At 51.9% G+C, this 17759-nt stretch carries 20 protein-coding genes; 16 read left to right on the top strand and 4 right to left on the bottom strand.

Translation table 11 applies throughout. From position 1 onward, the window contains the following. The first annotated feature begins 4 nt into the window (after positions 1-4). The 16 genes from BM030_RS04040 to BM030_RS03970 all read left to right on the top strand — a co-directional run bounded on the left by BM030_RS04040 (position 5) and on the right by BM030_RS03970 (position 15686). Complete coding sequence (locus tag BM030_RS04040; protein WP_090971699.1) at positions 5-1792, top strand: RagB/SusD family nutrient uptake outer membrane protein; 1788 nt, start codon at positions 5-7, stop codon at positions 1790-1792. Between the two features lie 40 nt (positions 1793-1832). Continuing rightward, on the top strand, positions 1833-3089 hold the full coding sequence (locus tag BM030_RS04035; protein ID WP_170845628.1) for a BACON domain-containing protein: 1257 nt from the start codon (positions 1833-1835) through the stop codon (positions 3087-3089). Positions 3090-3176: 87 nt separating this feature from the next. Beyond that, complete coding sequence (locus BM030_RS04030; protein ID WP_170845627.1) at positions 3177-4736, top strand: calcineurin-like phosphoesterase C-terminal domain-containing protein; 1560 nt, start codon at positions 3177-3179, stop codon at positions 4734-4736. 243 nt (positions 4737-4979) lie between these two features. Continuing rightward, a complete protein-coding gene (locus tag BM030_RS04025) occupies positions 4980-6248 on the top strand; it encodes an MFS transporter (RefSeq protein ID WP_090971400.1) in 1269 nt (422 codons plus the stop codon). A gap of 33 nt (positions 6249-6281) precedes the next feature. Continuing rightward, positions 6282-7292 carry a 2-hydroxyacid dehydrogenase gene (locus tag BM030_RS04020; RefSeq protein WP_090971398.1) on the top strand — a complete coding sequence of 337 codons (1011 nt, stop codon included), beginning with the start codon at positions 6282-6284 and terminating at the stop codon, positions 7290-7292. 2 nt (positions 7293-7294) lie between these two features. Further along, the gene (locus BM030_RS04015; RefSeq protein WP_090971397.1) at positions 7295-8740 is read left to right on the top strand and encodes an FGGY-family carbohydrate kinase; all 1446 of its coding nucleotides are present in this window, start codon (positions 7295-7297) and stop codon (positions 8738-8740) included. Between the two features lie 3 nt (positions 8741-8743). Continuing rightward, the gene (locus BM030_RS04010; RefSeq protein ID WP_090971395.1) at positions 8744-10177 is read left to right on the top strand and encodes an FGGY-family carbohydrate kinase; all 1434 of its coding nucleotides are present in this window, start codon (positions 8744-8746) and stop codon (positions 10175-10177) included. Between the two features lie 2 nt (positions 10178-10179). Then, positions 10180-10776: a histidine phosphatase family protein gene (locus BM030_RS04005; protein WP_090971393.1), complete on the top strand. Its 597-nt coding sequence runs from the start codon at positions 10180-10182 to the stop codon at positions 10774-10776. Positions 10777-10795: 19 nt separating this feature from the next. Further along, the gene (locus tag BM030_RS04000) at positions 10796-11683 is read left to right on the top strand and encodes a glycerophosphodiester phosphodiesterase family protein (protein ID WP_211657527.1); all 888 of its coding nucleotides are present in this window, start codon (positions 10796-10798) and stop codon (positions 11681-11683) included. A 57-nt stretch (positions 11684-11740) separates the two neighbouring features. Next, positions 11741-13072: a DEAD/DEAH box helicase gene (locus BM030_RS03995; protein WP_090971391.1), complete on the top strand. Its 1332-nt coding sequence runs from the start codon at positions 11741-11743 to the stop codon at positions 13070-13072. Then, entirely contained in the window at positions 13069-13317 is a 249-nt protein-coding gene (locus BM030_RS03990) for a hypothetical protein (RefSeq protein ID WP_139215806.1), read from the top strand. Before BM030_RS03995 ends, BM030_RS03990 begins: the two co-directional genes overlap by 4 nt. 33 nt (positions 13318-13350) lie before the next feature. Further along, complete coding sequence (gene gldC, locus BM030_RS03985) at positions 13351-13701, top strand: gliding motility protein GldC (RefSeq protein ID WP_090971695.1); 351 nt, start codon at positions 13351-13353, stop codon at positions 13699-13701. Between the two features lie 52 nt (positions 13702-13753). Beyond that, positions 13754-14161, top strand: coding sequence for an EVE domain-containing protein (locus tag BM030_RS03980; protein ID WP_090971387.1), 408 nt, complete (start codon positions 13754-13756; stop codon positions 14159-14161). Between the two features lie 56 nt (positions 14162-14217). After that, the gene (locus BM030_RS19615; RefSeq protein ID WP_170845626.1) at positions 14218-14391 is read left to right on the top strand and encodes an ATP-binding protein; all 174 of its coding nucleotides are present in this window, start codon (positions 14218-14220) and stop codon (positions 14389-14391) included. A gap of 118 nt (positions 14392-14509) precedes the next feature. Further along, complete coding sequence (locus BM030_RS03975; protein ID WP_244518663.1) at positions 14510-15424, top strand: 3-keto-disaccharide hydrolase; 915 nt, start codon at positions 14510-14512, stop codon at positions 15422-15424. A 49-nt stretch (positions 15425-15473) separates the two neighbouring features. Next, a complete protein-coding gene (locus BM030_RS03970) occupies positions 15474-15686 on the top strand; it encodes a hypothetical protein (RefSeq protein WP_090971385.1) in 213 nt (70 codons plus the stop codon). A gap of 31 nt (positions 15687-15717) precedes the next feature. Here the strand turns inward: BM030_RS03970 and BM030_RS20150 are convergent, their stop codons facing one another. The 4 genes from BM030_RS20150 to BM030_RS03955 all read right to left on the bottom strand — a co-directional run bounded on the left by BM030_RS20150 (position 15718) and on the right by BM030_RS03955 (position 17743). Further along, positions 15718-16650, bottom strand: a complete 933-nt coding sequence (locus BM030_RS20150) for an OmpA family protein (RefSeq protein ID WP_244518661.1) — start codon at positions 16648-16650, stop codon at positions 15718-15720. Beyond that, a complete protein-coding gene (locus BM030_RS03960) occupies positions 16608-16817 on the bottom strand; it encodes a DUF11 domain-containing protein (RefSeq protein ID WP_090971381.1) in 210 nt (69 codons plus the stop codon). Before BM030_RS03960 ends, BM030_RS20150 begins: the two co-directional genes overlap by 43 nt. Before the next feature lie 7 nt (positions 16818-16824). Further along, entirely contained in the window at positions 16825-16962 is a 138-nt protein-coding gene (locus BM030_RS19800; protein WP_170845625.1) for a hypothetical protein, read from the bottom strand. A 256-nt stretch (positions 16963-17218) separates the two neighbouring features. Beyond that, positions 17219-17743: an acyl-CoA thioesterase gene (locus BM030_RS03955; protein ID WP_090971379.1), complete on the bottom strand. Its 525-nt coding sequence runs from the start codon at positions 17741-17743 to the stop codon at positions 17219-17221. Positions 17744-17759 lie beyond the last annotated feature (16 nt).

The raw sequence follows: 17759 nt of genomic DNA, 5'->3' as shown, positions 1-17759 counted from the left end.
TCTTATGAAACAGCTATTTATTTTGTTATCCGCATTTCTTTTGGCGTCTTGCCAGGAGTTTTTAACCAGGGATCCTGAAAACGAAATAGGGTCAGAGGAGTTTATGCGAACCGAAAATGACCTGGTGCTATATACCAATGGATTTTTGCAGCGGCATATGCCAGATGAAGAGACGTTGGCTTGGGGAGATCAATACAGCGATAACATCGCGACCCGCACATCCACCCAATTCCTGATCGGTGATAACTGGGGGCCTGACGAACAAGGCGGCTGGGGTGGCGGCGCCAGTGGAAAATGGTCGGAGTTGCGCAATGTGAACTATTTTCTTGATAATCTGCCTAAAGCAAGATCGAACGTGTCCGACGCTACCTATCGCCATTATGAAGGTGTGGGAAGGTTCTGGCGGGCTTATTTTTATTATAGTATGGTTCGTACGTTCGGGGATGTTCCTTGGTACGACAGCGAAATTGACATCGCCGATGCAGACCAGTTATATAAGCCGAGGGATTCCCGTGAATTCGTGATGGACAAGATATTGGAGGACTTGAATTTCGCTGCGGAAAACTGCTCAGCGGAAGATCGTTATGTCCGTTCGTCTACACTGATTAATAAATGGGTTGTTTTGGCGTTCAAATCGAGGGTGTGCTTGTTTGAAGGTACATATCGGAATTATCATGAAGAATTGGGGCTTAAAGCGTCCGCTCCGAAATTTTTACGGGAAGCGGTAAGCGCGGCAGAGGAACTGATGACCACAGGTCCTTATCGGTTAGTGAATAATCCCGCTAATGTGGCAACGCAATACCGATCGCTGTTTACTTCGGAAAACTTGAATACAACGGAGGTTATATTAGGGTTGTCGTTCAGGACCGATGTGCGTATGCATTCGATCACTTGGAAACTCTTCTCGGCATCATTCGGTAATAACTGGTCACTCACCCAGCCATTTGTAAACCAATACCTGATGCTTGACGGGAGCCGCTTTACCGACCTTCCGGGATATGAACAGAAAACTTATCGGGAGGTGTTTGAAAACCGGGATCGGCGATTGGAACAGACCGTTATATCACCTTCCTATACGCGCAGGATTAGTGGCGCCGTGCGGCGGGATGCACCGAATTTCGCCCTGACGTCAACAGGTTACCAGCCCATCAAATGGGCGCTCGATGATGATGTGCATGTGGGTTTGGCTACCGCAAATAATTCAATCCCTATGTTTCGTTACGCCGAGGTGCTGCTGAACTACGCTGAAGCCAAAGCTGAATTGGGGGAAATGGATGTGCCCGAATGGGACCGGTCAATACGGTTGCTGCGGGAGCGGGCTGGAGTGAATGGTGCACCGCCTGCAGCGTACGATCCTTATTTGGCTGCTTATTACCAGCACCAGACCACCGATAAGTGGATTTTGGAAGTGCGGCGCGAAAGGGGTGTGGAACTAGTGTTTGAAAACGTTCGGTACGACGATATTATGCGCTGGCGCATGGGCGAACTGCTGGAGAAAACCTGGCAGGGAATATATATTCCCCAAAAAGGCGAGGTTTATGATCTGAATGGAGATGGCGCCCCAGATCTTAGCGTGGTGGATGCCGAGCCACCTGCGAATCAGCGGATTCCAGGGGTTGCTTATGTAGTGCTGGGTTCGGTTTACCGTCTTTCGGAAGGTGATAGGGGTAACTTGGAGTTTGGCTTCAGCCAGGGGCGGCGTTGGTTGGACAAAAAATACCTGCGTCCGATACCTACCAGTGCCAGACAGGTCAATCCTGCACTTGGTCAGAATCCCGGATGGGAAAGATAGCTTTCTAAATCAAAACATGCATGTAAATCGGATAATCAACATGAAAAATCTGTTTGGTAAAAATTTATTGGTCGTTATTTTGGCTTGCTGCGTTTCTTGTTCAAAGACCGACCTGCCTTTTGTACTCCGCAGCACGGATAATTTGACTTTTGGTTATGCAGCTTCCAGCCAAACGTTTACGATATGTACGAATGGGAACTGGACGGTGTCGGGCGAGGAAAGCGATTGGATAGATGTGAGTCCAGCTTCAGGGGTCGGGGACGGCGAGACAAGGGAAGTGGTCACGGTAACGGTAGCCCGTAACGTCGGCGATCAGCGTACGGGTCGGTTAACAATCCAAGCGGCTAACGATAACATCTATATTGATGTCGTCCAAGCCGAGGGCCGTATGATTCTGGGCAATTTGTCGTTAAGCAAAACGCTGATAAAAGGGGAACCGCTGGAAGACGTGTCTGTGGTTGTTCCATTCAATAAAGGGATAGTCGGCGAGCAACTGGATGTGTCTGTCACACTTAGCGGCCCGGGAGCCGAGGGATTAACCGCTTCGGGGGTAACCGTTGAACTTAATGGAGAAACCGGGACGTTTGAAATCCCCATTACCGGAACCCCGTTGGCTGAGGGATCACTTAATATCGCCGTAAGTGTTATGGGCACTTCCGCTTCCCTCAATGCGACGGTGTTCGAAACGGATCCAGGCAGCATGATTTATCTTGAGCAGTATTTTGACTTGCTTGTGCTTGGTGGCGACCATGTCGGAAAGGCTGCCGGGCTACACCTTGTAGGAAATTGGCCAACAATCGATGGTAAACGTGTGCTTCCCGAGAATCCCCAATTTGCAATTAGTGGAACAGCGAATACCGACGGTACAGGCGACTACTTCAATACCATGCACCCTTCTTTTGTGGCTGATAGGGGATTGGCCGGCTGGACAGGAATGCGCGTATACGAGCGGCCGGGATACGTGAAAATCGGTACTGCCGGAAGCACAGACGGTTATATCGCTACACCGCCGTTAAGCACTATAGAAGGAACGGACGATGTGAAGGTAACGTTTAAAGTGGCCCGCTGGAGCGAGAATGCTTCGGCCGACCAAAATGCCAAACTGGTCATTCAGGTGGCGAACGGCGGGATAGCGGAAATTGCCGGAACCGAAATTGATCTGACTCCCGAATGGCAGGAAATGTCTTTCATCATACGGGATGCGACTCCCGAAACCGTGATTGCATTCCGGGCGAAATCGGTAGCCAACAATCGTTTTTTGTTAGACGATGTCGTCATATCGAGGTCTGTCGAATAACAAATAATTGCATGGCGATCGTACAACCGTCGCCATGCAACGTTGAATTCCATTTACAACCCTATGAATATGTTGCAGGTAAAAAAGATGTATTTACACCAGTGGGTGCGAAGCGCCATAGGTAAGTATGGCTGTGTATTCTTTATTGCTTTACTAATCCACTGCGGAGGCAAGACAGAAACACCGGCGATTGATGATCCACACGACCCGGGAGTGGTAACGATTGAACCGGAATCCGGAAATGATTTATATGGACTTATTTTGGATGATGGCGGTCAACCCGTACAGGGCGTGGTGGTCAGTGATGGTTATACCTGCGTCCAGACGGATGAAGAAGGGGTCTATCAACTGAAAAGGAATGCCAACGCACGGTTTGTTTTCTATGTCACCCCTGCGGATTATGCCATCAACGTGGAAACTTCGTCTCGCAATATCCCCAGTTTTTACAAACCGATCAACGCTGCAGCCGGAGCGGCTGTAAGGGCCGATTTTCAGTTGACGAAACTGCCGCGCAAAGAGTCGGATTTTACGCTTTTCTGTATCGGGGATCCGCAGGTTACTAACCAAGGTGAAGTCACGCGTTTCCAACAGGAAACCATCAATGACCTGAAAATGACGCTAAGCACGCTTAGTACGCCGGCATACGGGCTGTCGATGGGGGATGTGGTAGGTGATCAACAAGGATTGCTCAACAGCATGAAAAACATATTAGGGAGCACCTCGATGCCTGTATTTACTACCATTGGCAACCATGACAAATTTTCATCGGCTCCCGCCCCCCGCACGGGAGATTTCTTTAGTAACATCTATGGCCCCTTGAATTACTCGTTCAACCGTGGCGATGTGCATTTTATCTGCCTGGATAATGTTGTATTTACAGACCATACAAATTATACAGGAGCATTCAGCGAAGAACAGTTAACGTGGCTTGAACAGGATTTAAGCTACGTTCCTAAAGACAAGATGATCATTCTGTATTACCATATCCCCATACGAGGGGCTAACATGGCGAATAAAGACAAGTTGCTGAAACTGTTTGAGGGATACGCCGAAGTTCACTTCATGAGCGGCCATACGCATTACAATCAGAATTACATACACACATCCGTCTCGCCGCATATTTATGAACATATCCATGGCGCAGCATGTGGTGCATGGTGGCGTTCTACCATCAACGGCGATGGTACGCCCAATGGCTATGCCGTGTATAGAGTCACTGGGAACACCATAACAGAATGGTACTACAAAGCCACTAATTATGACAAGGATTTCCAGATACGGCTGCATTGGGGAGATGCTTCGTTCGGGGGGCAATATGGGTATTTTTCTTATAGTCTTCCCGGTAACACTCTTGTAGCCAATGTATGGAATGCCGACGACGAGTGGGTTATTGAGGTGTATGAAGACGGCGTTAAAACAGGTAATATGGCGCCGGCAGCCGTAAATCGAGACGCATGGAGCTTAGGTTACCATATTGGTGTATTGAACCGTAATCCGGCCAATTATAGTCAGCTTTGTACCCACTTGTACACTTATGCCCCCGAAAATCCTAGGGCCGATATCAAGGTGTTGGCTACTGATCGCTTCGGAAATGTATATGAACAACACCAACTGACTACGGATTTCAATGCCGCCAGATCGTATTGAACCTTTGGTAGCTTGGCTGACGCGGCACTGCTCCAAGAAAAGCGATTGATAAACATGGATATTAAATTTAAAACACGACAACCAACTGCTTCCTTCGAGTTTGCTCAGACCGGTTATACGATATCATCTCCGAAAAGACGAAAAGCTTATTTTAAACACTTAAATTTTGTTTAAAAATATTTAATAATATTAAATTTTATTATATTTGGTCGGCTTTAAAAACTAACAACCAATTGTAATATCATGAATGTACAAGAAAAACCAGAATTGTTAGATAAAATCGGCCTGCCAAAACCGCTGGCTTGGGGTTACCTGGGCATTATTATTTTTATGATGGGCGATGGTGTCGAGCAGGGCTGGCTAAGCCCTTACTTGTTGGAGCACGGGATGTCTATTCAGCAATCGGCTTCTCTCTTTACTGCATATGGTATCACGATAGCCATCTCTTCTTGGTTTTCCGGCGTGCTGGCAGAAGGGTATGGCCCGCGAAAGGCCATGTTGATGGGGTTGCTGCTTTATATTATTGGCACCATCGGATTCGTCGGCTTAGGCATGGCTAAACTGGATTTTCCGGTAATGCTGGTAACCTATGCAATCCGTGGCTTTGGGTATCCGCTTTTTGCTTATTCCTTTTTGGTATGGGTAACCTATCGTACGCCGAAGGATAGGCTGGGCCGTGCCGTGGGCTGGTTCTGGTTTGTTTTTACGGGTGGGCTGAACGTCTTCGGCGCTTATTACTCAAGCTGGGCTATCGATTTCATGGGATATCAAAATACGCTGTGGAGTTCAATTTTCTGGGTGTTAGTGGGCGCCTTCTTTGCGCTTGTACTCAATAAAGATCGCTTTGTCCCTTCGGGTGATGCGGGGTCAAAAACGAGGGAAATGCTAAAAGGGCTCACTATTGTGCGTGAGGAACCGAAAGTACTGCTGGGTGGCATCGTGCGGGTTATCAATACCACGGCCCAGTTTGCTTTTCCGGTTTTCTTGCCGATATACATGGCTACCCATGGATTCAGTACCAAGGAATGGCTGCAGATATGGGGTACAATTTTTACCAGTAATATCGCTTTTAACCTGATATTCGGTTTTGTGGGCGACCGGCTTGGCTGGCGCACCACGATTATGTGGTTTGGCGGGGTGGGCTGTGGGCTTACCACGCTGCTCTTTTTCTATTCGCCCGTATGGTTCGGTGGCGATTTCTGGGCCGTCCTGTTCAGCGGGGTCCTTTGGGGCGGCTTGCTGGCGGGGTATGTACCGCTGTCGGCGTTGGTGCCATCATTGGTCAAAAAAGATAAAGGGGCGGCCATGGCCATCCTGAACCTGGGCGCCGGCCTGCCGGTATTCGTGGGGCCGGCCATTGTGGGTGGGCTGATTGCTACGATTGGCGATGAAGGAGTGATATGGGTGCTCGCGGGATTATACTTCCTGAGTGCATTCCTTACCTTGTTCATCACCTTACCTAAATACGCCCAAGCGGTACAGGCACCGGCCACGGAGACGGCCACGGAGTAATTGATAATGCAATATACCAAACACTAACATTTTATGAGGATACTGGTTACCGCGCCTTACCATGAAAAGGGTAGAGCAGAACTGGCGCAACTATTTGGAGAGGTGGTTTACAAATCTTGGAAACAGCACGGAAGGGGCTACAAACCGGATGAACTCATCACGCTGCTGGCCGACTCACGGGCAGATGCGCTCATAACCGAGCACGATGAGGTCACCGCGGAAGTTATCCAGGCATATCCGGGGCTGAAATTTATCGGTGTATGCCGCGGAACACCGTCGAATATAGCTGTACAGCAGGCCACAGAACAGGGTATACCGGTGTTTAATACACCGGCTCGAAATGCCCAGGCCGTCGCCGAACTTTTTATCGCGAATATCATTACCTTTATGCGCCATACGCGGGAGAGCATCGAATGGCTGGAAAATGGCCGGTGGGGCGTGGGTGCGCATACGTCTTACCTGCAATTTAAGGGAAACGAGCTGGCAGGGAAGCAGGTGGGCATGGTTGGCTTTGGTGCGGTGGGGCAAACCATCGCGCAGATCCTGAAGGCATTTCCGTGCAGGATCGGGTATTACGATCCGTTTTATACGGCGGATGACGAAGCTTATGCCAAGCTGTCGCTGGAAGAGTTGTTCCGTACCAGTGATATTGTGGGCATTCACCTGCCCGTTACTGAGGAAACCAAAGGGATGATCGGTGAGCGGTTGTTTTCACTGATGAAACCCAACGCGGTTTTCGTCAACACGGCAAGGGCCGTGGTGGTCGACCGCATGGCATTGCTTGACGTTATCGAAAACGGCCGTATTGGCGGCGCTATTCTTGATGTATTCGACCACGAACCCCCGGATGAAACGGACTACCGGCTTATCCGGCATCCGCGGGTGCTGGCAACGCCGCATATCGCCGGGGCCACCCATGAGGTGGAGGACCATCATGTGGCCATCATGAACCGGAGTTTGAAGCAATATTTCAAGGAAAACAACCGGGATGTCCGGCAATGGGTTAATAAAGAATCGCTTACCATCAATGTAACTTCGTCTTAGTTATGAGTGCAGTGCAGGCTTATTTGGTGGTGGATATCGGCACGGGTAATGCGCGGACGGCTGTGGTGGCCACCTCCGGTGAGATCCTGGCCCTCCGCCGTGAAAACGTGCAGTATGAAAAGGATGCCGACTACCCGGATGCTATTTATTTTGAACCCGGCAGGCTGTGGGACCAGATTAAACGGTTGACCATGCATGCATTGGCTGACGCCGGTCCGGTACGCATATGTGCGGTTACGGCAACCAGCCAACGGGAAGGCATTGTTGTGCTGGACGCTTCGGGCAAGCCGTTGATCGGCATGTCTAACCACGATAACCGGGGCCGGGAATGGGAAGGGATGATTGCCGATAAAGAGCGGATGTACACGCTTACCGGACGGTATCCCACGGCCTTGTTTTCGGCATTGAAACTCGTAGGACTACGCGAACGGAAACGCGATTTGTGGAGCAGTGCCGCAACGTTTACCAGCATCAGCGATTGGGTGCAATTCCAGTTTTCGGGCGTGCTGGGCTATGAACATTCCCAGGCTTCGGAAACCCTGCTTTACGATGTGCAGGCGAAAAGCTGGTCGGATGAGCTGTGCAACGTGTTTAAACTGGCGCCCGCATTGCTGCCCCCGTTGAAACCGTCGGGTACGATACTCGGCACGCTGTTGCCGGAAATCGCAAGCGAGTTGAGGATTGCGTCTGAGGCCGTGGTGGTAGTCGGCGGAGCGGATACCCAACTGGCGGTGCGGAGCATCCAGCCGGATACCCATGATGTGATCATCGTGTCGGGCACTACCACACCTATCGTTAATCTGGTGGAGGCGTACGTTACCGATACCCGCCAGCGCACATGGACGGGGCGCCATATCGATGCTGATCGTTTTATGCTGGAGGCCAACGCCGGGGTAACCGGACTTAACTACCAGCGCCTTAAAGAAATTTTTTATCCCAATGAAAGCTACGAGGTGATCGAGCGGGAGCTGGACGAAACCTCGTATTCGCAATGCGTGGCATCGCTGGGCTCGCTGGTGGCTGATGAGGATGCGCCCTTGACCAAGGGCGGTTTTATCTTTAATGCGCCGGTATCGCACCAGCTTACGCGCGGGGGGTTCGTGTTTGCTATCCTGTGGGACATTGCTTGCAGCATTTATGAGAACTATAAGACGCTATGCAGTGTATCGCAGCATGACCGCGACTATATCTGGGCGTGCGGAGGTGGTGTGCAGAGCCGGAAGCTCCGGCAGTTTATTGCTAACCTGACCAATAAGAAGGTGCGTATCTGCAATACTTACCGCCAATCGTCGGTGTTGGGCGGGGCGTTTATCTGTGCCGACGCGCTTGGCCTGGCCGGGGCGGTCCCTGAGGTGCAGGAGGAGGTGCAACCGGACAACCGTGAGCGCTTCCTGGAGCTTTATGAGGAATGGAAACGGGTGCGGCATACATTCAGCCAAATCAGGTAAGGGATGGGGAAAAGCTTTATTGGAATAGATGTAGGGACGCAGGGAATACGGGCCGCGATGGTGACGGACACGGGCCAGGTGCTGGGCGAAGCTTCACGCCGCTTTAAATTGACGGCGGATTCCCGGATGGAGCAGTCGCCGGATGATTGGTGGCAATGCACGTTAGACGTAATGGACGAATTATTTGGCATCCTGCCCCCAAACGTCGACAGGGAAGCGGTACAAGCCATCGGGGTGGATTCCACTTCCGGCACGGTTATCCCGCTGGATGGAGCCAACCGGCCGTTGCATCCGGCAATCATGTACAGCGACCCCCGTTCTGCAGAGGCCGGCCGCCAATGCAAGGCTTTTGCCGAGCGGTTCATGCCTTCGGGTTATACGGGTTTCAATGCGTCGAGCGGGCTTTCCAAGATGGTTTGGTTTATGCAAGCCTATTCCCGGCAGGTGCCTGCCATCCGGAAATGGATACACGCTTCGGATTACATTACCGGGATGCTCAGTGGCCGTTTTGATGTGACTGATTACACCAATGCGCTTAAATCGGGATACGATGTGGCAAACCGCCAATGGCCGGATTACCTGATGGAGCACTTGGCGCTGAAGTCAGCATGGCTGCAGGAAGTGCTGCCTTCCGGCACGCCCATTGGGCCGTTGCGCCGGGCGCTCGCCAACCGGTGGAAACTGCATCATGCGGAAGTGGTTGTGGGGATGACGGATGGCTGCGCCTCGCAGTTAGCGTCAGGTGCAGTCAGGCCAGGCGAGTGGAATACCACCATTGGCACAACGCTGGTTATCAAAGGGGTCACGGAGCAGGCCGTTAACGACCCCGAAGGCCGTTTGTATAGCCATCGCCATCCCGATGGTTATTGGATGCCCGGCGGCGCCAGTAATACGGGGGCTGATTGGGTGGCGATGGACTTCGGTACGGATGTACAGCAGTTGGACAAGGAAGCGGCGGCCCTGATTCCTACGGGTCTGGCCGCCTGGCCCTTGAAGCAGCGGGGCGAACGGTTCCCGTTCATTGCGCCAGACGCCGAGGGATTCATGCCTGTGGGGACGGCTCCTTCCATGCGGTTCGCGGCGTGCCTGGAAGGGGTAGCCTATATCGAAAGGCTTGCTTATGAACTTATTGAGCAGCTTTCAGGTGAACAGGTGGCCGCTGTGTTTACCGCCGGCGGTGGCAGCAATAGCGATACCTGGCTGAATATCCGCGCCAACGTGCTGAATCGCCCGGTTTTTAAATGCAGGGAAGCCAGCGGCGCGGTGGGTGCCGCTATTGCGGCGGCGTCGAAAACGTATTTCAGTTCCGTGGCTGAAGCTGCGGGGCGGATGACGGCTATCGAACGCGAAATCCACCCTCAGGTTGGTTTGGTGAGAAGCTATGAAGCAGGCTACCACCGGTTTATGGACGAGTTAAAAAGACGGAATTATATTTGAAGATGCTGAACGTGTATTTGCTACGACATGGAGAAACCCATTATAATGCAGACGGAAACCGCTATTGCGGAAGGATAGATGCTGAACTGACGGAAACGGGCTTGGCACAGGCCCGGCGGGTGGCCGGTGTGTTGCGTGATAAGGTGATTGATGCGGTTTACGCCTCGCCTTTGCAGCGTGCATACCGCACGGCGGAAATTGCCTGTGGAAACGGGTTGCCGGTGGTGCGGGATAATCGCTTGATAGAACTGGATTTCGGTACATGGGAAGGTAAGACGCGCGCAGCGTTTGTGGCCGAAAATCCTGCCCTTTGGGACGACTGGAACGCGTCGCCTGACCATGTGCGTGCTGGGGGAACGGGAGATACCGGACTGGAAGCGGTGCAACGGATGGACGACTTCTTTTCGGAGATGATGGTCCGGCACGACGGCCAGTCAATATTGGTGGTGGCTCATAATGGTATCAACCGCCTGTACCTGGCCTGGAAACTGGGCATGCCGCTGAAACATTACCGCAGAATCGTCCAGGAAAACTCGGCCATCACGGTGATACGTCTCGGGGGGGAAGAGGAATTTTCATTACTGAAACTGAACAGCTGACATTAACTATATGATGACGATGCAATTAAAACAATATTGGTGCCTGGCGGTACTGTGCTTTGGTGCCGCCGCTGGCTCGGCCAACGCCCAGCAGCTTCATACACTGGAATTTAAATCTCCTAAAGAACTGCACCGTTTTTTTCGCTACGAAAAGGGCAAAACCATCATCAGTGGCCACCGGGGTTCCATCGAGGCCGGACTTCCCGAAAATTCCATTGCTGCGTTTGAAAAGGTATTGGAGCATACGCCGGCTTTTTTCGAAATCGACCCGCGGCTTACCAAAGACAGTGTCATAATCCTCATGCACGATGCCACGCTGGACCGCACCACCAATGGCCGGGGAAAAGTGGCTGATTTTACATGGGAGGAACTGAAGCAACTGCGGCTTAAAGACAAGGACGGCAACCTGACTCCGCACCGTATTCCGACGTTGGCTGAGGTAATCGAATGGGCAAGGGGGAAAACCATATTGAACCTCGACCGGAAGGATGTGCCTTTGGAAATGACGGCCGACCTCATCCGGGAGCTGGACGCCTACGCTTTTGTGATGGTAACCGTGCATTCGCCCGAACAAGCCCGCTTTTATTTGGATAAGAACAAGCATCAGATGCTCTCTGCACACATCCAAACCGAAGCTAAGCTGGAGGCTTACCAAAAGGCAAAAATCCCGTTCAACCGGATGATCGCTTATATCGGCCCGGATATCAAGCCCGGAAACCGGACCATGTACCGGCTCTTGAACGCCAGGGGCACGATGTGCATGATTTCGGCGGCACCAACCTACGATAAGCTGCCCACGGCCGCGGCACGCGCTGAAGCCTACCGGGCCATCATTGCCGATGGGGCGTCTATCCTCGAATCGGACCTGCCCATTGAAGTCGCGAAGGCGCTGGCGCTGCACCGTTGATTCCGGCATTGAGGAGCAACAGCCAGAATTATACCTTCCTTTTCTTATCTTTGCCGAATGGAGCGGAATACCTTTGCGGATTTCAAGTTCAACAGGCAAATCCTGAATGCCATCGAAGAGGCGGGGTATACGGTACCGACTCCCATTCAGCAGAAGGCCATTCCACCGATACTGGCCGGTCAGGATGTAATGGGTATAGCCCAGACCGGAACAGGCAAGACGGCCGCCTTCGTGCTGCCCATCCTCATGAAACTCAAGTATGCGCAAGGCAATGACGCCCGCGCACTTATCCTGTCGCCCACGCGTGAGCTGGCTATGCAAATCGAAGAGAATATCCGGTTGTTTGCAAAATATACGGATTTACGTACCGTGGTACTGTACGGTGGGCTGGGGCCGAAGGCGCAGATCGCTGAGCTGGAAAAAGGTGTAGACATCATCGTGGCCACCCCGGGGCGTTTCCTTGACCTTTACCTTGAAGGCCATATCGTAACGAAGTCCCTGAATGTGCTCGTGATGGATGAGGCCGATAAGATGATGGACATGGGTTTCATCAGCAAGCTGCACCGTATCCTCGAAGTGGTGCCCCGTAAACGGCAGAACCTGCTGTTTTCGGCTACCATGAGCGAACTTGTGCACAAAATTGCAGGCGATTTCCTGGCGTTTCCGACCGTGGTGGAGGTCAGCGAACAAGCCACCCCAGCGCAAACGGTGACGCAGGCACTTTATTATGTGCCGAACCTGAAAACCAAAATCAACCTGCTACAGCACCTGCTCAAAGATGATGAAACGTTGCACAGGCTTATTGTCTTCTGCAAAACCAAGGCCGTGGCAGATAATGTGTTCAGCTTCCTGGAACGCAAATATGGATCGGAAAACGTCAGGGTAATCCATGCCAACAAGGGGCAGAACACCCGGATTAATTCCATCAATGCCTTTAAAGAAGGCACTGTACGGATTTTGGTGGCCACGGATGTGGCAGCCCGCGGACTGGACGTGAGCAACGTGAGCCACGTTATCAATTTTGACGTGCCCATCGTCATCGAGGATTATGTGCATCGTATCGGCCGCACGGGCCGGGCTTTCAATACGGGCGATGCCATCACCTTCTGTAATCCCGCTGAGGAGTATTACATCCGCAAAATCGAAAAACTCATCCGGCAGCAAATTCCTGTGGCGCCCATCCCTGAAGAAGTGACGGTCACTGAAACCGGTTTTGAGGAGCGGCAGGCCATTGCCCGTGAAATCGATGCACAGAAACGCAAGGAAAACCCAGAATTTAAGGGGGCCTTCCATGAAAAAAAGGCCGACAACCAGCTGACAGCTAAACCCCGGCAGAAAAATAAGTACGGCGGCCCTTCCGGTAAATCCAAATCCCGGAAAAAGCGATGAAACAGTTGCGGATTACCCCGTTGAACATTGCGTCTGCGTTATTGGTCACCTGGATGTTATGGCAGATCATGGACGAAGCGATTGGTATGGGTATCATTGGCTGGTTTTTGTTACTTTTGCTGGTATTGGTGGGGGCCGATCAGTTTTTCAGGCTGATGCTGGGGAGCCTTAAACGGGTTTGGATGGCGGAGGGCGTCTTTCTATTATTCGTGGTGCTGGCAATATGGATACTGAATGTGTGGTAACTGCATCCACGCCGTCCGATAAACGATATGAACATGAAGAAAGCAGAAATAAAATTAACCATTGAGCTGGACGAAAATAACGTGCCGGACAAAATCAACTGGGAGTCTACGGACGGGGAAAACAAGGAGGCCCTGCCAGCCAAGGCGATGTTCCTGGCGCTGTGGGACCATCACTATAAAAATTCCCTGCGCATCGATTTGTGGACGAAAGATATGCCGCTGGACGAGATGAAGCGGTTTTTTTACGAAACCCTGCAAACGCTGGGGGATACTTTTATCCGCGCTTCAGGTGATGATGCGCTGGCCAAAGCCGTCATTGGCGATCTGCGTGACTACTGCGAGCATTTTGCGGAAAAGATGGAGGTGACACCAAAGCAAAATTAACCGATACACACTGCCGCCTTAAGCAGGCGCACAAGATATAAACCGGAATACCATGAACTACTTTTTAGTCAAGTCAGAACCTTTTAAGTACAGCTGGGAGCAATTCCTCAAAGACAAGCAGACCTTTTGGGACGGTGTGCGCAACTACCAGGCGCGTAACAATTTGCAGGCGATGAAAGAAGGCGACTTGGTGCTGTTCTACCACAGCAATGAGGGGAAAGAGGTGGTCGGCATAGCCAAGGTGATAAAAGAACACTACCCTGATCCGACCACTACCGACGAGCGTTGGGTGGTCGTTGATCTGGCTCCGATAGAAACGCTTAAGAAGCCGGTCACGCTTGAAACCATCAAAGCTGATCCGCAGTTGCAGCACATGGCCCTGGTGCGGCAGGGGCGTTTATCGGTAATGACGGTCACGCGCGAAGAATTTGACCGCATTGTAGCCCTGGGATCGGAATAATAAAAACCGCAACATCATCCACAACGCGATAAAGCACATGCCTGAAGACGGGCAACTTGGAAGGCATTCCCGGACAGCAGCAGTCAGCCAAGCGTGGTTCAGGCCTGGCATTGATCATCTGCCACGAGATGATTACGGCCATGAACGGTAAGTTATGGGCGGCGAACAATGAAGACGGCGGAGCCAGTTTCCACTATCGCCTTCCAGCGGCTTCCGCACGCGACAATTAAATTTGCGGTACCGCATCATAGCGTTTATATTTGGCGGGTTAACTTGTAAATGGATTTTGGTATGTATAGACGAATTGTTGGTTTAGCCTTGGCGATGCCATTTGGTATAGCCTGCGCAATGATGTTATTGACAATGGCGCTGCCCGTTCCGGCACATTCCCAGGAAGTGCGTGGCAAAGCACTCATCGGGCGCTGGGATATTACCGTTGACCGCGATGGTACGCCCGCGCCATCGTGGCTGGAAGTAAAGCTTTCGGGTTTTGAAACCCTGGTGGGCAGCTATGTGAGTACCGAAGGCAGCGCCCGGCCGGTTTCCGAGGTGGTCTTCAACGACGGTACGTTCAGCTTCCGTATTCCGAAACAATGGGAGCAGGGCAACAATGATCTGGTCGTGTCCGGTGCGTTGGCCGGGGAGCGTATCGAAGGGACGGTAACCACCCCCGAGGGGAAAACATACCGCTGGAAAGGGGTAAGAGCTCCCGAACTTAAGCGTTCCGGCGAGCCCGTGTGGGGCGATCCCATCGCATTGTTCAATGGCCGGGATCTCACCGGTTGGCAGGCCACCGGCGAAAACCAGTGGCAGGTAAAGGACGGTATCCTCATTAACCCGCGTGCGGGTGCCAATCTCATATCCGAGCGGAAATTTGAAGATTTCAAGCTGCATCTTGAATTCCGGTACCCTAAGGGCAGCAACAGCGGCGTATACCTGAGGGGCCGTCACGAAGTGCAGATCATGGATACATCCCCAGATGAACATCCCTCCAGTGTGCTGTACGGCGGTGTTTATGGTTTTCTTACTCCCAGCGAGATAGCGGCCAAAGATCCGGGCGAATGGCAAACCTTCGATATCACCTTGGTGGGCCGGATGGTAACCATCGTAGCTAATGGAAAGACGGTTATCTGTAACCAGGAGATACCAGGCATTACCGGCGGTGCTTTGGATAGCAATGAGGGCGAGCCGGGTCCGATCTATATCCAGGGCGATCACGGACCTGTGGAGTTCAGGAAAGTCATCATCACGCCTGCCCGGTAACCAAAACATTTTCCGGTGGTCTTTGTTAGCTTCCTAAAACAACAACCGTATGGCAAAGACAATTGGAATTATCCTGGTTATTGTTGGCATCGTAATGCTGGTATGGACGGGGTTCTCGTTCACCCGCAAGGAAAAGGTAGTAGACATCGGCTCCCTGGAAATCTCCGCGGATCAGAAGGAGCGGGTCAACTGGCCCCCGTACGTCGGCGGCGTAATACTCGTAGCCGGCGTGGTGCTGCTCATCGTACCGAGGAAAAGGTAACCCCGCACCACACCCAGCCGCAGTTGGCGCATTAATAGGCCAATACTGTAATTTCGGTACGCCTGTTGGCCTGATGTTCGGCTTCCGAACAAGCTGTGCCGTTCGTACAGCGGTTTACCAGGCGCTCCTCGCCGTAACCCTTGGCGACCATCCGCTCACGCGCAATGCCCCGGCTTACCAGGTAATCTACTGCCGCTTGTGCACGGCGCTGTGATAAGGCCAGGTTGTAGGCATCGTTCCCGCGGCTGTCTGTATGGCTGGATAGTTCGATTTTCAGGGTCGGGTGTTCCTGCAGGGTCTTTACCAGCTCATCCAGAATCACGGCCGCATCAGCCCTGATGTGGTGTTGGTCGAAATCGTAATGGATGTTTTCCAGCACGAAGGTTTGCCCCAAGTCGGTCGGATCACCCGTATCGACCACAGCAGTGGCAATAGCGATGTTATTGCTTACATCCGGGTCTAGTCCCACATGTGTTAGCGCAGCCACACTTCGATATTCGTCAGGCACGCCCGTAGGCGTATTTACGGTCGCTGTAATCGTGAGTGAGCGAGAAAAATTGCTGTAGGTGTCTGGACTACCAAGATCCCAAATGCCGGTTGACGGATCGTATGTTCCTGTGCCGTTTGTATTGGAACTGACATACGTAAATCCAGGCGGCAATTTATCTATAACTTGGAGGGATACAGTGTTTCCTCCGCTGACTTTCGATAATGTGATAGTAAAAGTTACAGTTTCCCCTACATTGGGTGCAGTATTGTTTAACGATTTCGATAAGCGCAGATCATGCGCATTGTAGCCGGGATTACTGGTCGTTGCAGTCGTGTTATTGTTTATGTTTGGATCGGGTTGGTCGGAAGACACAATGCTTGATGATACACTTCGGCTCTCGTAGCCGGAAAAATTACGATGGACTTTGAGTGTTAAAACAGCGGCCCCCCATTGGGAATGAAAGGAACGCCCCATGTGAGATTCCGATTGTCCGTGCTTGACCATGATAGGGCGCCATGCGACACAACGTGATTGGCTGTGGGATTATGGAACGACCAGTCGTTTGACAGGTTACTGGCTACTACGACATTGGTGGCCGCCTCGGGTCCATTATTGCGGACAGTAATCACAAAGACGCTCATCGAAGGTTCATTTCCATGATGGTGTACAACTTTGTGTTACAGCTACATCAGCCTGCCCCAAGGCGCTGCCCGCACTGCCCATAAACAGCAGTAGCAGCGTGATCCGGAAGCGGAACGGGTTGGGCGACTGATTTTGCTTTTCCATTGTTCAAAACGTGTGCGCTGGTACAGTTGGCTTACTCCTTTCTGGTTAGCGTCTGCCATACCCATCGGAGCATCAACTTAACCTGCTGCCATTAATTCATAATCCGCAGCTGTTTATTCAGCGCGCAAAGCTAAAGCGGATAAAGGAAAGTTTTGGGGCTAAACGATTGGTTTGTAGTTGTATGACTACAACAGGCGGGGGGTATTTTTTATTTTGTAGTAATCCAACTACGGTTCCGGGGAACGGAAGGTGTTGGTCACTCTTTTACAACTTCCTTGAACAGGTTCTGGAGCTCTTTGGCATCTTTGGGTTTCAGCTTGCCGCCCAGCACCAGTCGTAGTTCCCGCCGTTGGAGTGCTTCGTTATACAACCGTTTTTCTTCGTCTGTTTCGGGGATCAGTTGCGGAACCGTGATGGTGCGGCCGTTCTGGTCGATGGCCACGAAGGTATAAAACGCTTCGTTAGAGCGTACCCGGGTACCCGAGGGGATGTTTTGGGCCCAGACCACCAAGCGTACTTCCACCGAGGTGTTGAATGCCCGTGTTACCTGCGCCTCGATGCTGATGACGTCGCCCAGTTTTACCGGATGCTTGAACGATACATTGTCTACCGAAGCGGTCACAACAATGCGGTTGCAATGTTTCTGGGCCGATATGGCTGCTGCGATATCCATCCAGTGGAGCAGCCTGCCTCCCATGAGGTTGTTCAGTGTATTGGTGTCATTGGGCAACACCAATTCATTCATAATGGTAAACGACTCGCGGGCATATTTTTGGGTCATGCTGCAAAGATGGGGA

It is taken from the genome of Parapedobacter composti, assembly GCF_900112315.1.
GTDB classification, from domain to species: domain Bacteria; phylum Bacteroidota; class Bacteroidia; order Sphingobacteriales; family Sphingobacteriaceae; genus Parapedobacter; species Parapedobacter composti.
The sequence above is the reverse complement of the archived record's forward strand: the minus strand, read 5'-3'. Positions and strand labels throughout refer to the sequence as shown.